Annotated in this window: 12 protein-coding genes; 6 read left to right on the top strand and 6 right to left on the bottom strand. The window is 62.8% G+C overall.

All coding sequences use genetic code 11. The features are described from left to right. The first annotated feature begins 48 nt into the window (after positions 1–48). Positions 49–1194 carry a sensor histidine kinase gene (locus F2P44_RS24150; protein WP_167090089.1) on the top strand — a complete coding sequence of 382 codons (1146 nt, stop codon included), beginning with the start codon at positions 49–51 and terminating at the stop codon, positions 1192–1194. A gap of 67 nt (positions 1195–1261) precedes the next feature. On the opposite strand, the gene gloA is transcribed toward F2P44_RS24150, so the two are convergent. The 5 genes from gloA to F2P44_RS24125 all read right to left on the bottom strand — a co-directional run bounded on the left by gloA (position 1262) and on the right by F2P44_RS24125 (position 6758). Further along, positions 1262–1675, bottom strand: coding sequence for a lactoylglutathione lyase (gene gloA / locus F2P44_RS24145; RefSeq protein ID WP_167090087.1), 414 nt, complete (start codon positions 1673–1675; stop codon positions 1262–1264). A 99-nt stretch (positions 1676–1774) separates the two neighbouring features. After that, positions 1775–4477, bottom strand: coding sequence for a TonB-dependent receptor plug domain-containing protein (locus F2P44_RS24140; RefSeq protein WP_167090085.1), 2703 nt, complete (start codon positions 4475–4477; stop codon positions 1775–1777). 133 nt (positions 4478–4610) lie between these two features. After that, positions 4611–5042: an OsmC family protein gene (locus F2P44_RS24135; protein WP_187363414.1), complete on the bottom strand. Its 432-nt coding sequence runs from the start codon at positions 5040–5042 to the stop codon at positions 4611–4613. A 109-nt stretch (positions 5043–5151) separates the two neighbouring features. Then, positions 5152–6453: a PQQ-dependent sugar dehydrogenase gene (locus F2P44_RS24130; RefSeq protein WP_167090083.1), complete on the bottom strand. Its 1302-nt coding sequence runs from the start codon at positions 6451–6453 to the stop codon at positions 5152–5154. Further along, on the bottom strand, positions 6450–6758 hold the full coding sequence (locus F2P44_RS24125; RefSeq protein WP_229423720.1) for a hypothetical protein: 309 nt from the start codon (positions 6756–6758) through the stop codon (positions 6450–6452). Before F2P44_RS24125 ends, F2P44_RS24130 begins: the two co-directional genes overlap by 4 nt. Positions 6759–7009: 251 nt before the next feature. Here F2P44_RS24125 and F2P44_RS24120 point away from each other — a divergent pair, with 251 nt between their 5' ends. The 3 genes from F2P44_RS24120 to hemH all read left to right on the top strand — a co-directional run bounded on the left by F2P44_RS24120 (position 7010) and on the right by hemH (position 11082). Next, the gene (locus F2P44_RS24120) at positions 7010–7912 is read left to right on the top strand and encodes an NAD kinase (RefSeq protein ID WP_167090081.1); all 903 of its coding nucleotides are present in this window, start codon (positions 7010–7012) and stop codon (positions 7910–7912) included. A 53-nt stretch (positions 7913–7965) separates the two neighbouring features. Next, positions 7966–9636 carry a DNA repair protein RecN gene (recN, locus tag F2P44_RS24115; protein WP_167090079.1) on the top strand — a complete coding sequence of 557 codons (1671 nt, stop codon included), beginning with the start codon at positions 7966–7968 and terminating at the stop codon, positions 9634–9636. A 339-nt stretch (positions 9637–9975) separates the two neighbouring features. Further along, positions 9976–11082, top strand: coding sequence for a ferrochelatase (gene hemH / locus F2P44_RS24110; protein ID WP_167090077.1), 1107 nt, complete (start codon positions 9976–9978; stop codon positions 11080–11082). A gap of 50 nt (positions 11083–11132) precedes the next feature. Here hemH and F2P44_RS24105 read toward each other — a convergent pair whose 3' ends face one another. Further along, on the bottom strand, positions 11133–11297 hold the full coding sequence (locus F2P44_RS24105; protein WP_167090075.1) for a hypothetical protein: 165 nt from the start codon (positions 11295–11297) through the stop codon (positions 11133–11135). Between the two features lie 179 nt (positions 11298–11476). On the opposite strand from F2P44_RS24105, the gene grpE reads away from it, so the two are divergent. After that, the gene (gene grpE / locus F2P44_RS24100) at positions 11477–12013 is read left to right on the top strand and encodes a nucleotide exchange factor GrpE (protein WP_167090073.1); all 537 of its coding nucleotides are present in this window, start codon (positions 11477–11479) and stop codon (positions 12011–12013) included. A 91-nt stretch (positions 12014–12104) separates the two neighbouring features. Next, a complete protein-coding gene (dnaK, locus tag F2P44_RS24095) occupies positions 12105–14045 on the top strand; it encodes a molecular chaperone DnaK (protein WP_167090071.1) in 1941 nt (646 codons plus the stop codon). Positions 14046–14098 lie beyond the last annotated feature (53 nt).

Genomic DNA, 14098 nt, shown 5'->3' with positions numbered 1-14098 from the left:
CGCAGCAATTTTTTTCAAGAACTGTTTTTCCGCACCCACCAGGATGTCATGCGCCTTTCTAAATTCATCAGCACCAATACCGAAGTGATCTTGCAGGAGTGGGAAGATTTCGCCGGTACGCTGCATCCGCTGACGTCCTCCACCAAAGCACAGCTGCGCGACCACGCGAAAGCCATCCTCGCGGTGATTTGCCTCGATCTCGACTCCTCCCAGAGCGTCGAGGAAGGCATCGAAAAATCGAAGGGCAACGCCCCTGAGGTGGCCGCCGAAACGGCGGCCGAGGCGCATGCCATCGACCGCCTGCAGGCCGGTTTTACGGTCGAGGAATTGATGGCCGAATTCCGTGCCTTGCGTGCCAGCGTGCTCAGGCTCTGGCAATCCAAAGTCAGGACAGCGGATGAGTCCGACCTTCAGGACATGCTGCGCTTCAACGAGGCGGTCGATCAATCCCTGACGGAATCGCTGGCGCAGTTTTCCGCCATGCTGCGCGATTCCCAGAACGTCTTCCTCGCCATCCTGGGGCACGACGTGCGCAATCCGCTGGGAGCGATCAGCATGGGAACCCAGATGATCTTGCAGGACACCAGCTTGCCGCCACGGCACCTGAAGGTAGCCGCGCAGGTCTTGCGCAGCACGCAACGGGTCACGGAGATTGTGTCCGACCTGCTGGACTATTCCACCAGCCACCTGGGGGGAGGCATTCCGGTCACGCTGGCCGAATACGATGTATCGGCAGAAAGCCGGTCGGTGGTCCAGGAGATGAAATTGTTTCACCCGGAACGCGATTTCAGGGTCGACATCGAAGATGGCATCAGCGTGGCTTGGGACCGCGCCCGCATGAGCCAGGCCCTGTCGAACCTGATCGCGAATGCGGTTCAGCACGGATCGGCGACGAGTCCGGTCTGGGTGACGCTCGGCCGTCAGGGGGAGGATGTGGTGATGGTGGTCCAGAACGAAGGCGACATCATTTCCGCAAGCAAGCTCAGGACCATGTTCGATCCGGGCAAGAGCTTTGCCATGAAAAGTACCAGCGAACGCAGCGCCAGCCAGACCAGCAATCTTGGCCTCGGCCTCTACATCACGCATGAGATCGTCATCGCCCATGGCGGAAAAATCTGGGTCAGCTCGACCGAACTTGAAGGCACCAGCGTCAAGGTGCAGATTCCCCTGATCGCCACGGCGCCGCTCAAATAAGCCGGCGCCAATGAAAAACGCCTCGTGCGAGGCGTTTTGTGGTGAACCTGCGCGGCCTGCGGCGGCCTTACTCGTTCAAGCCGTTCGCGCGCACGCCATCCTTGCGCTCGATGAGCTCGATCTTGTAGCCATCCGGATCGGTCACGAACGCAATCACCGTACTGCCGCCCTTGACCGGGCCCGGCTCGCGCGTGACGTTGCCGCCATTGGCGCGCGCCGCGTCGCAGGCGGCCACGATGTCATCGGCCGAAATGGCCAGGTGGCCGTAGGCGCTGCCCAGCTCGTACTTGTCCACGCCCCAGTTGTAGGTCAGTTCCAGTTCCGCATGCTCCGGATTGCTGCCGTAGCCGACGAACGCCAGCGTGTACTTGTACTCGGCGTTCTCGCTGGTGCGCAGCAGGGTCATGCCCAGCACCTTGGTATAGAAATCGATCGAGCGCTGCAGGTCGCCGACCCGTAACATGGTGTGCAGAATGCGCATCGTAATCCTTGGTAATCAAATCAAGCCACGATTTTAAGCGCTTCACCGATTCTCTGCCGGCCGCGCCCGCGTGCGGCGGCGGCGGCCGGCTCATCCTGCTCAGGAACCGAAGTGGTAGTTGAGCTCCAGCCAGATCTGGCGTCCGACCGGGCTGTAGTTGCCGACCGGGTAGTTCGGCCAGCCGCCGGTGGTGTCGCGCTTGATGCGGTTGTTGACGTTATTGACCGCCACCGAGACCGTGGCGCGCTCGGTGACCTTGTACACGCTCGACAGGTTGACCAGGGTGGTCGGCGACAGGAAGGCCGTCTGCCCCGCATTCGGCACCTTGCCGTAGCGCTGGGCGAACACGGTGTTCGACCAGTTGCCCACGTTCCAGTTCAAGCTGGCGTTGAGCTTGTCGCGCCAATCCTGGCTGCTCAAGTCATCCAGCTCATCCTTGAGCGTGTCGCCGGCGAACTGGCGCGAGTTCTTGCTGAGCGTCCTGGAGTAATTGCCCTTGAGCGTGAAGTGGCCCCAGCCGCCGCCAGTACGCAGCACATAGCGCGCACTCAGGTCGATCCCGTTGGCATCCTGGTAAGCGGCATTGATCGGGTTGACCCGGATTTCGCGGATCTCGCCCGGCTTGTTCAGCGCCGTCGCGGCATAGCGCTGGATGCGGTTGATGGCATCGAGGCAGGTTGGCAAACTCAGGTCCCCGGCGATGCGGCAGTCGGATTCCGTGCGCAGCAAGGTGTCGGCGTTCAGGTTGGTGACCAGATCGTCGATCTTGATGTTCCAGTAATCGACCGACACGTCGAAGTCCGCGCTCGGCGACCATACCGCACCCAGACCGTAGGACTTGCCTTTTTCCGAGCGCAGGTCCTTGCTGCCGGTCTGGACGTAATCGTTGCCCGGCGAGACGTTGGCGAATTCGCAGGTGTCGATCGCCTGGCCCGTCTTGGCGCAACGGTAGTAGTCGGTAGTCGACGCGTAATAGCCGGTCCCGCGCGCCTTGAAGATGTAGTTCATGTCGGGGGCGCGGAAGCTGGTGGCGTAGTTGCCGCGCACCAGCAGCGGCTTGAGCGGACGCCATTCGAGGCCGGCGTTGTAGGTCAGCTTGCCTTCGTTGCGGCCGGCAAAGTTGTAGCGGTCATAGCGGCCGGCCAGGGTCGAGTTCAGGTCCTTGAGCAGCGGCACGCTCGCTTCCACGCCCAGCGCGTAGCGGCGGCGCGAACCTGCCGTGATATCGCTGCTCGATACGACGTTGAACGCGCCCTGGGCGTAGCGCGGGTCGGGCTTGTTGACGAAGCGCTGGTGGCCGGCTTCGGCGATGGTCGCCAGCTTGACCGGCCCGGCCGGCAGGTTGAACAGTTCGCCGGTGGCGACCAGGCTCAGGGTCTGGTTGCGCGAGGTATCGTCGCTGTTGGCCTGGCCGGTGATGCGGTTGAATTCCTCGGGCGTGAGGCGCTGGGTCAGGCGCGCCGGGTCGGGGGCGTAGACCGCGATGCCTTCGCTGTCCATGCCCAGTTTCGGCCCCAGGAAAAAGCTGTCGATATTGGCCAGCGCGCGCTGCACATGGCCTTCGCTCTTGTAGAACGCGGCGCTGTAGCCGGCTTCGTAGCGCCAGCTGGTGCCCGGGATATCGCCCTTGGCGCCCAGCGAGACCGAGCTGGCCTGGTCATCCCAGGTGCGGTTGTAGCGGTTCACGCCGCCCATTTCCTCGGGCGAGATGTACTTGGTCCAGGCTTCGTATACGCCGCTGTTCTTGTTGAGGAAATAGCTGTTGTTGGTCGAGGACGAGGTCCACGTGGGGCCGCGCGTGTTGTTGGCGGTCTTGTTTTGGCCGAGCAGGAATTCGGCGAACAGCTCGGTCGACGGCGACAGCGCATAGTTGGCGCTGCCGAACAGATTGGTGCTGCGGTTCTTGGTCTGGGTGGTCCAGTAGGTCGGGCTGACCTTGTTGCTGGCGCAATAGCTGCCCTTTTTCGCCGTGTATTTGAATTCGCTGCCGCCGAACAGGTCGCCGAGCGCATTGCAGGCGCCGCCCAGGTCGTAGAAGTTGCCGGTGTTGATGTTCTTGCGCGACAAGGTATTGCTCGGCGTGCCGTCGCGCACGGCCATGAAGTCGCGCTGGTTGCTCCACAGCGGCTCGCGGTCCAGCACTTCCAGGCTGAACACGGTGTTGAGCTGCTCGAAGCTGCGTCCGCCGCTGATTTGCAGGCGGCGGTCGCCGCCGCCGCCGCGCGAGGTGGTACCGCCCTTGAAGTTGACGTCGATGCCGTCGGCCTTTTTCTTGAGGATGATGTTGACCACGCCGGCGATGGCGTCCGAGCCGTACACGGCGGAGGCGCCGCCGCTCAGGATTTCTACGCGTTCGACGATGCTCGACGGGATATTGGCCAGGTTGGTGAAGTTGATCGCGCCTTCATACGCGGTCGGGAAGTCGGCCAGGCGGCGGCCGTTGAGCAGGATCAGTGTATGGTTCGGGCCCAGGCCGCGCAGGCTGATGGTGTTGGCCGATGGGGTGTGGGTATTGCCGAAATCGGCGCCGGTGGTAAAACCGCTGTTCTGCGCCTGGTTGTTGAGGGCATCGAACAGGTTCTTGTAACCTTGTTTGGTGATTTCCTCGCCGCTGATGACCACCACGGCGGACGGGCCCTCGACGCTGGCCCGCGCGATGCGCGAGCCGGTGATGACGACGGAGGTGGGGGTGGCCTGTTCGCCGGCGCCGGTGGTTTGCGCGTGCGCCTGCTGGGACGCGCCGCAGAGCAAGGTAATCGCTGCTGCCGCCAGGGGCGTCAATTTCAAATTCGTGATTTTCATTGAGGTGCTTTTGGTAGTCAAAAATCAATGATACCAACAAGCAAACACCTCGCGAACGATTGTTTTTACGTTTGTATATGCGGAAATGCAAGGCCCGGCATCGGCGCCGCCAGAGGCGGAGCCGATGTGCCGATTACTCCTCTTCCAGGCGGGCATCGAGCGTAATTGCCGCATTCAACAGCTTAGACACCGGGCAATTGTTTTTCGCGCGCAGTACCGCCGCTTCGAACGCTTCCTGGTTGGCACCGGGAATGGTCGCTACCAGATTCAGGTGCACGGCCGAGATCGTGAAGCCATCATCGGTCTTGTCCAGCGATACGGTTGCCGTGGTCATCAGCTTTTGCGCCGTCATGCCGGCTTCGCCCAACTGTCCCGACAGGGCCATGGTGAAGCAGCCGGCATGCGCCGCGCCGATCAGTTCTTCCGGATTGGTCCCCGGACCATTCTCGAAACGGGTATTGAAGCCGTACTGAGTATTGTCGAGCACGCCGCTCTGGGTCGAAATGCTGCCTTTGCCATCCTTGATGCCGCCACTCCAGACAGCGCTTCCTGAACGTTTGATCATGGTGTTTCTCCTTAAATCTGTTTAATTTCAATCAACCCATCATGCGCCGCGACCACCGGTCCATCTGTTCGCCAGCGCACCATGAAGCTGTAGCAATGCCGCGGCGCAGCTATTTGCCGGTGGGCGTGATGCGCCAGACCGTATTGCCGACATCGTCGGCGACCAGGATGCCGCCACCCTGGTCCACCGCCACGCCGACCGGCCGCCCGAAAGCGTGCCCCTCGGCACTGAGAAATCCGGTCAGTACATCCTGCGGCGGACCGTTCGGTTTGCCGTCCGTGAACGGCACATAAATCAGCTTGTAGCCCGAATACGGCTTGCGGTTCCACGAACCATGCTGGCCGATCAGCGCGCCATTCTTAAACGCCGGCATCAGGTCGGCGTTATAGAACGCCAGCCCGAGCGAGGCCGTATGCGCGCCCAGCGCGTAATCGGGCGTGAGCGCCTTGGCCACCAAATCGGGCCGCGCCGGTTCCACCCGCGCATCGACATTCTGGCCGAAGTAGCTGTACGGCCAGCCGTAGAAGCCGCCATCCTTCACCGAGGTCATGTAGTCGGGCACGAGGTCGTTGCCCAGCTCGTCGCGTTCGTTCACTGTGGTCCACAGCGCCCCGCTTTGCGGCTGGAATCCCATGCCCACCGGATTGCGCAAGCCGGTCGCAAACAGGCGCGACTTGCCATCGGCCGGGTTGAATTCCCAGATCGCGGCGCGCCCTTCTTCCTTGTCGAGACCATTTTCGCCGGCATTGCTGTTCGAGCCGACCGAAATATACAAACGGCTGCCGTCGGGACTGGCCACGACGTTCTTGGTCCAGTGGTGGTTGATCCCGGCCGGCAAGTCCATCACCTTGACCCCCTTGGCGCTGATGCGGGTCTGCCCTTCCTGGTACGGAAAGCGCAGCAGCGCGTCGGCATTGGCGACGTACAGGTCGTTGCCGACCAGCGCCATGCCGAACGGCGAGAACAGCCCGTCGAGAAACACCGAACGGTTGACCACCTCGCCAGTCGGGCCGGTGCCGCGCAGCAGGGTGATGCGGTTGGCGGACGGCACGGCCGCGCCGGCCTTTTTCATTTCATGCTTCATCACCATGCCGCGCAGGCTGAAGCCTTCGTCGGGCTTGGGCGGCTTGTTCGATTCGGCCACCAGCACGTCGCCATTGGGCAGCACGTACAGCCAGCGCGGATGCTCCAGCCCGCTGGCGTAGGCCGCCACCGCCAAGCCCTGCGCCACCACCGGTTTGCTGCCCTTGGGCCAGGGATCGGCCGGGGCGATGTTCATGGTCGGCAGCAGCGAGCGCGAGGGCGCCGGCAGCGCCGGATTCGGGCCAAAGCCGGGCGCCATGGTCTGCGCGTGCAGGCTCAGCGCGGCAGCGGCCAGGCCGGCCGCCACCATCAGGCGGGAGCGCTTCATTCCTGGTCCTTGCCCTTGGTCTGGTCGGACGGTTCGTGATGGCGCATGCCGCTGCCGGCGTCCGCCTTGGGCCGGGCCTGGCCCGAAGCGCTGGTGGGCGCGACTTTCTCGACCCCGCGCATGCCGTGCATATCGGTATCGACCAGGCCCTGGGCCAGGTCGTCGGCGGCCTGCTTCATGACGCCGCGCGGCTCCTTGTCGTGGCCGTCGGGCGATTCGTCGCGCTCGTGCGGCAGGCGCTTGACGTCGTCGTCATGGATTTTGGCGTCGGTATTGATTTTACGGTCCTGTGTTTCAGTTACCATGGTGCGGCTCCCTGTGGATGTCTCATTGTGCAAATGGTATCGCTTCGTCGGGAAGGTGGCCGTTCAATTGACACGCCCGGAGAGGGCAGCGATGCGCATTGCATGCACGCTTGACTTGCCCGCGCGCCCAGTCGCACTTATACTGCGCCACTGTAAATGCATACAGTACTGCCGCCGATGGCGGCCATGTAGCAGAAGCAGGCATTATGGGGTAATCTCCTGCGTGTCGCCCCTCAACCGCCGAGAAGTCCATGCCAGCTACGCCAGAATCGCAACAAACCATCGCGCTCGTCGTGCGGCACAACACGGACGGGATCGGCGAGCCGGTCGCCCGCCTGCTCGCCTTCCTGCGCGACGGCGGCTACCGCGTGGTGTTCGAGAGCGAAACCGCGGCCCACCTCGGCCTGCCCGGGATCGAGGCGATGAGCGTGAGCGGCATCGGCGCGGTGGCTTGCGCCGTGATCGTCATGGGCGGCGACGGCACCATGCTCGGCATCGCGCGCCAGCTCGCGCCCTTCGACGTGCCGCTGATCGGCGTCAACCTGGGGCGCCTGGGCTTCATGACCGACATCCCGGTCGAGCGCATGCTCCCGGTGCTGGGCGACATCCTGGGCGGCAAGGCGCGCGCCGAAAAGCGCACCCTGCTCGAAGGACGGGTGCTGCGCGGCGGTGCCATGATCGCCTGCGGGCTGGCGGTCAACGATGTGGTGGTGGCGCGCGGCGCCGGCGCCGGCATGGTCGAACTGAAAGTGGCCGTGGACGGCAATTTCATGTACAACCAGCGCTCCGACGGCCTGATCATCTCGACCCCGACCGGCTCGACCGCCTACGCGCTGTCGGCCGGCGGCCCGCTGCTCCATCCCAGCCTGGGCGGCATCGTGCTGGTGCCGATCGCCCCGCACGCGCTGTCGAACCGGCCGATCGTGGTGCCCGACAGCAGCGAAATCGTGATCGAGATCGTCGGCGGGCGCGACACCAGCGTCAATTTCGACATGCAAACCTTCGCCAGCCTCGCGCATGGCGACCAGATCGTCATCTCGCGCTCGCCCAACCACATCACCTTCCTGCATCCGGAAGGCTGGAGCTATTACGACACCCTGCGCGAAAAATTGCACTGGAACGAATATCCGTCGGGCGAGGGCAAGCTGCGCTAACAGCGCTGTCCCGCACGCCATTCCCCGTTTGAATACTGGACTGACACACCTTCATGCTGCGTACCCTTACCATTCGTGATTTCGTCATTGTCGATACCATTGAGCTTGAGTTTTCCAGCGGTTTTTCCGTGTTTACCGGCGAGACCGGGGCCGGCAAGTCGATCCTGATCGATGCGCTGCAACTGGCGCTGGGCGGCCGCGGCGACGCCAGCGTGGTGCGCGAGGGCGCGGCCAAGGCCGACATCACGGCCGATTTTTCGGTCAGCGAGGTGGGCCCAGCTCGTGAATGGCTGGAACAGAACGAATTCGCGGTCGAGGAGGGCGGGGCCCTGCTGCGCCGCGTGATCGACAATGCCGGCCGCTCCAAGGCCTTCATCAATGGCATCGCCGCCACCGCCGCCCAGCTGCGCGACCTGGGCGACATGCTGGTCGATATCCACGGCCAGCACGCGCACCAGTCGCTGCTCAAAAGCGAGGCCCAGCGCACGCTGCTGGATAACCAGGCGGGCTTCAAGGATGCCGGGGCGGACGCCGACGCCCGCACCGTGGCCGCCGCCTACAAGGCCTGGCGTGCCCTGGCCCGCCAGCGCGAGGAATTCGAAACCAATGCCAAGAACGTGCTGATCGAGCGCGAACGCCTCGAATGGCAGGTGGCCGAGCTGCACAAGCTGGCCGTGAAACCGGGCGAATGGAGCGAGATCACCAACGAGCACAGCCGCCTGTCGCACGCCGCCAGCCTGCTCGAAGGCGCGCAGGAAGCGCTGGCCGCGATCTCCGAATCGGACCATCCGATCCTGTCGCAGCTGTCCTCGCTCAACCAGAAGCTGGGCAAGCTGGTGGCCGTGGATGCGCAATTGCAGAGCGTGCTCGACTGCATGGAACCGGCCCGCATCCAGTTGCAGGAAGCGGTGTATGCACTGAATAACTACCTGGACCGGGTCGAGCTCGATCCCGAGCGCCTGCGCCAGGTCGACGCGCGCATGGAAGCGATCCACACGACGGCGCGCAAGTTCCGCGTCACGCCCGACGAGTTGCCGGATGAATTCGCCAGCCTGTCGGAGCGCCTCCAGCAACTGGCCGATGCCAGCGACCTGGACGGCTTGCGCGAGCAGGAAGAGAAAATCAAGGCCAGCTACATGGCGGCGGCGGCGCGCCTGTCGGCCACGCGCGCGCTGGCGGCCAAGCTGCTGGGCACGCAGGTGACGGCGGCCATGCAGGAGCTGAACATGACCGGCGGCAGTTTTGTGGTCGGGCTGAATCCCTGCGAGCCGACCAGCAATGGCGTCGAGCAGGTGGAGTTTCAGGTGGCGGGGCATGCGGGCGTGGCGCCGCGTCCGCTGGCCAAGGTGGCTTCGGGCGGTGAGCTGGCGCGTATTGCGCTGGCCATTTCGGTGATTACCTCGAATGCGACCACCACCCCGACCCTGATTTTCGATGAGGTCGACAGCGGCATCGGCGGCGCCGTGGCCGAAGTGGTGGGACGCCTGCTCAAGCGCCTGGGGCAGGAACGCCAGGTGCTGTGCGTGACGCACTTGCCGCAGGTGGCCAGCCAGGCCAACCAGCATTTCCAGGTGGCCAAGGGGACCACGGGGGAGGGCAAGACCGTCTCGCATATCGATGTGCTCGACAACAAGGCACGGGTGGAAGAGGTGGCGCGCATGCTGGGTGGGGTGGAGATTACCGCGACCACGCGCAAGCATGCGCGCGAGTTGCTGGCGCTGTAAGTTCCACAATACGATCGACCGCCGACCGCCGACCGCCGACCGCCGACCGCCGACCGTATAGCCGTCGTTCCTGGCACTGCCAGAAACGACTTCCCGCGAAGGGCTAGGCGCCCCCACGGCAACCCAAGTTCGTGCCGGAGCCGTTATCTGTGCGCGAAAAACTTGGGTTCCCGCCGAGTGCCGCCGTGGCGCGGGAACGACGGGGCTTAGTTCGGCGGTCGGTGGTTGTCGTGCCACCGGGTCACACCTCCTAAAACCGGTTCAACACACGCTAAATAGTACTGGGATTTAACCCAGAACCCTATAATATCGGCTCTCCCGCTCACGATCGCCGCTCCCATGTCCTTCCGCAAAGAACCCCCCTTCACCCACGGCACGCCAACCCGCAACGCCGTGGTGCTGGTCAACCTGGGCACGCCCGACGCGCCGACCACGCCGGCGGTGCGGCGCTACCTGAAGGAATTCCTGTCCGACCCGCGCGTGGTGGAGATTCCGCGCGCTATCTGGTGGATGATCCTGCACCTGCTCATCCTGCCATTCCGCTCCAGCAAGTCAGCCGCCAAGTACGCCTCGATCTGGACCAAGGAAGGCTCTCCCCTCAAGGTGCACACCCAGAAACAGGCGATCCTGCTGCGCGGCCTGCTGGGCGAGCGCGGCCATGATTCGGTGAAGGTGGTGATGGCGATGCGCTACGGCTCGCCCTCGCTGCCTGAAGTGCTGGACCAGCTCAAGGCCGAGAACTGCGAGCGCATCGCGATCTTGCCGGCCTACCCGCAATATTCGGGCACCACCACCGGCTCCATCAGCGACGCCGTGTTCGCTCACTACCGCGGGGTGCGCAACGTGCCGGAACTGCGCATGATCAAGCATTACCACGACCAGGACGGCTACATCGACGCCCTGCGCGAGAGCGTGCTGGCGCACTGGAAAATCAATGGCCGCGGCGACAAGCTGGTGATGAGTTTTCACGGCGTGCCGAAACGCACCCTGATGCTGGGCGACCCCTACCACTGCGAGTGCCACAAGACGGCGCGCCTGCTGGCGGCCAAGCTGGGCCTTTCAAGCGAACAATACCTGGTGACCTTCCAGTCGCGCTTCGGCAAGGCCGAGTGGCTGCAGCCCTACACGGCGCCGACCCTGGTGCAGATGGCCAAGGACGGCCTCAAGCGCGTGGACCTGATTTGCCCCGGCTTTACCAGCGATTGCCTGGAAACGCTGGAAGAAATCGCGATGGAAGCGAAGCACGATTTCGAGGCGGCGGGCGGACGCGAGTTCCACTACATCGCTTGCCTGAACGAGTCGCCGACGTGGATTGCCGGCCTGGCCGACATCACCGAGCAACACCTGGGGGGCTGGGACACCAAGGCCACGCCGGCACAGCGCGCGGCCGACAAGCAGGACAAGGAAGCGGGACGGCGCAGCGCCGCCGCGCTCGGCGCAAGCTGAGCCCGGCGCGCCGCGCGGGCGCGAAATTGACAGGCGCTATTTGCCGCCTGTTAAAATAGCGAGCCGTGCCCACTCAGACCGGCGTAGCAGATCATGACCAGCGCAAGCACGGTGTAGGCAACGACGCTGGCGGCAATCAACGGCAACTTCATGTCGAACTCCCTGAAACAGCTTCGCGCGAGCGGTGTTCGCGCATGCAGGCTGAATGACTTCATGGTAGTCCTGGCCGTCCTGAAATGAATCTCCTTATTGGTAAGATTTGTAACATTGCATGAAAAAGCAACGCTTCAGGATTCCCCTTGAAAATGGTGCTTATAGCCCCATCTGGGTGGCTGTGTGGTTAGCAAGACACGTCAAACAAATCGCTAAGTCATTGATTCCAGGAGTTTTTCCGATGCAAGACCAAGAAAATCAGGAAGTGCAACAACCATCCGACGACGCCGTGCAGGCGGCAGCTCCGGTCAACGGCGAGCCGAGCCTCGAAGAGCAGTTGAGTGCCACCGAAGCCAAACTGGCCGAAATGCACGACGCCTTCATGCGCGCCAAGGCTGAAGGCGAGAACATCCGCCGCCGTGCCCAGGAAGATGTCAACAAGGCGCACAAATTCGCCATCGAAAGTTTCGCCGAGGCCATGGTGCCGGTGCGCGACAGCCTCGAAATGGCGCTCAAGGTCGAAACCCCATCGATCGAGTCGCTGAAAGAAGGCGTCGAAATGACCCTCAAGCAACTGACCTCCGCGTTCGAGAAGAACAAGCTGGTCGAAGTGCTGCCGGCCCAGGGCGACAAGCTCGATCCGATGAAGCACCAGGCCGTCGCCGTGGTGCCGGCCGACCAGGAAGCCAATACCGTGGTCACCGTGCTGCAAAAAGGCTATATGATCGCCGACCGCTTGTTGCGTCCTGCCATCGTTACTGCGGCGCAAGCAAAATAAATACAGCGTGCTCTCTTGCAAGGTCTTGAAAGCGCGCAGTTTTTCCACATATTCAAGTCATCTGAAACTAAGTAATTAAAAGGAAAACATCATGGGCAGAATTATCGGTATTGACCTGGGCACGACGAACTCTTGCGTGGCCATCATGGAAAACGGTCAGCCAAAGGTAATCGAGAACGCAGAAGGCGCGCGTACGACGCCTTCCATTATTGCTTACCAAGAAGATGGCGAAATCCTCGTTGGCGCGCCGGCCAAGCGCCAGGCGGTCACCAACCCGAAGAACACCCTGTTCGCGGTCAAGCGCCTGATCGGCCGCAAGTTCGACGAAAAAGAAGTCCAGAAAGATATCGGCCTGATGCCGTATTCGATCATCAAAGCCGACAATGGCGATGCATGGATCGGCGTGCGCGACAAGAAACTGGCGGCACAGCAAATTTCCGCTGAAGTCCTGCGCAAGATGAAGAAAACCGCCGAAGACTACCTCGGCGAAGAAGTGACCGAAGCGGTCATTACCGTGCCTGCGTACTTCAACGATTCGCAGCGCCAGGCCACCAAGGACGCCGGCCGTATCGCCGGCCTGGACGTCAAGCGCATCATCAACGAGCCGACCGCGGCCGCGCTGGCATTCGGCCTGGACAAGACCGACAAGGGCGACCGCAAGATCGCCGTGTATGACCTGGGCGGCGGCACGTTCGACGTCTCGATCATCGAAATCGCCGACGTCGATGGCGAAAAGCAGTTCGAAGTGCTGTCGACCAACGGCGACACCTTCCTCGGCGGCGAAGACTTCGACCAGCGCATCATCGATTACATCATCGACGAATTCAAGAAGATCAACGGCCTGGACCTGAAAAAAGATCCGATCGCCCTGCAGCGCATCAAGGCGTCGGCCGAGCGCGCGAAGATCGAACTGTCGTCCTCGCAGCAAACCGAAATCAACGAGCCGTACATCGCCATGGCGAACGGCGCGCCGGTCCACCTGAACCTGAAAATGACCCGCGCCAAGCTCGAGTCGCTGGTTGAGGAACTGATCGCGGCCACCATCGAGCCATGCAAGATGGCGATCAAGGATGCCGGCGTCAAGGTCTCCGACATCGACGACATCATCCTGGTCGGCGGCATGACCCGGATGCCGAAGGTGCAAGAAAAGGTCAAGGAATTCTTCGGCAAGGATCCGCGCAAGGATGTGAACCCGGACGAAGCCGTCGCTGTCGGCGCCGCCATCCAGGGCGCCGTGCTGTCGGGCGAGCGCAAGGACTTGCTGCTGCTGGACGTGACCCCGCTGTCGCTGGGTATCGAAACCATGGGCGGCGTGATGACCAAGATGATTCACAAGAACACCACCATCCCGACCAAGTTCAGCCAGGTGTTCTCGACCGCCGAAGACAACCAGCCTGCGGTGACCATCAAGGTGTTCCAGGGCGAGCGTGAAATCGCGTCCGGCAACAAGGGCCTGGGCGAATTCAATCTGGAAGGCATCCCGCCATCGTCGCGCGGCACGCCACAGATCGAAGTGACCTTCGACATCGACGCCAACGGCATCTTGCACGTCGGCGCCAAAGACAAGGCCACCGGCAAAGAAAACAAGATCACGATCAAGGCCAACTCCGGCCTGACCGAGGCGGAAATCCAGAAGATGGTGAAAGACGCCGAAGTCAACGCCGAAGAAGACAAGAAGGTCAAGGAACTGGCCGAATCGCGCAACCAGGCCGATGGCCTGGTGCACTCGACCCGCAAGTCGCTGACCGAATACGGCGACAAGCTGGAAGCGGGCGAGAAGGAAGCCATCGAAGCGGCGATCGCTGAAGTGGAAGCCTCGATCAAGGGCGGCGACAAGGCCGAGATCGATGCCAAGATCGAAACGCTGTCGACCGTCTCGCAGAAGCTGGGCGAGAAGATGTATGCCGACATGCAAGCCAAGCAAGCTGCGGGCGGCGCCGAAGGCGGCCAGCAGTCGGGCGGCAATGAAGGCAAGCCGGCGCAGGATGACGTCATCGATGCCGACTTCAAGGAAGTCAAAGACGCCAAGTAATGCCGGAGCTGGGTGCGGGCCGCTGCAGGTAAGCGGCCGGCACCGGATCGAGC

It is taken from the genome of Massilia frigida (assembly GCF_011682175.1).
Classification (GTDB): Bacteria; Pseudomonadota; Gammaproteobacteria; order Burkholderiales; family Burkholderiaceae_D; genus Telluria_A; species Telluria_A frigida.
Note: the sequence above shows the minus strand (reverse complement) of the source record. Positions and strands in the feature narration are given on the sequence as shown.

Excerpts from the sequence above, each read along its gene's own strand:
- F2P44_RS24150 (WP_167090089.1), top strand. The coding sequence starts at position 49 with ATGCGCCTTTCTAAATTCATCAGCACCAATACCGAAGTGATCTTGCAG.
- gloA (WP_167090087.1), bottom strand. The coding sequence starts at position 1,675 with ATGCGCATTCTGCACACCATGTTACGGGTCGGCGACCTGCAGCGCTCG.
- F2P44_RS24140 (WP_167090085.1), bottom strand. The coding sequence starts at position 4,477 with ATGAAAATCACGAATTTGAAATTGACGCCCCTGGCGGCAGCAGCGATT.
- F2P44_RS24135 (WP_187363414.1), bottom strand. The coding sequence starts at position 5,042 with ATGATCAAACGTTCAGGAAGCGCTGTCTGGAGTGGCGGCATCAAGGAT.
- F2P44_RS24130 (WP_167090083.1), bottom strand. The coding sequence starts at position 6,453 with ATGAAGCGCTCCCGCCTGATGGTGGCGGCCGGCCTGGCCGCTGCCGCG.
- F2P44_RS24125 (WP_229423720.1), bottom strand. The coding sequence starts at position 6,758 with ATGGTAACTGAAACACAGGACCGTAAAATCAATACCGACGCCAAAATC.
- F2P44_RS24120 (WP_167090081.1), top strand. The coding sequence starts at position 7,010 with ATGCCAGCTACGCCAGAATCGCAACAAACCATCGCGCTCGTCGTGCGG.
- recN (WP_167090079.1), top strand. The coding sequence starts at position 7,966 with ATGCTGCGTACCCTTACCATTCGTGATTTCGTCATTGTCGATACCATT.
- hemH (WP_167090077.1), top strand. The coding sequence starts at position 9,976 with ATGTCCTTCCGCAAAGAACCCCCCTTCACCCACGGCACGCCAACCCGC.
- F2P44_RS24105 (WP_167090075.1), bottom strand. The coding sequence starts at position 11,297 with ATGAAGTCATTCAGCCTGCATGCGCGAACACCGCTCGCGCGAAGCTGT.
- grpE (WP_167090073.1), top strand. The coding sequence starts at position 11,477 with ATGCAAGACCAAGAAAATCAGGAAGTGCAACAACCATCCGACGACGCC.
- dnaK (WP_167090071.1), top strand. The coding sequence starts at position 12,105 with ATGGGCAGAATTATCGGTATTGACCTGGGCACGACGAACTCTTGCGTG.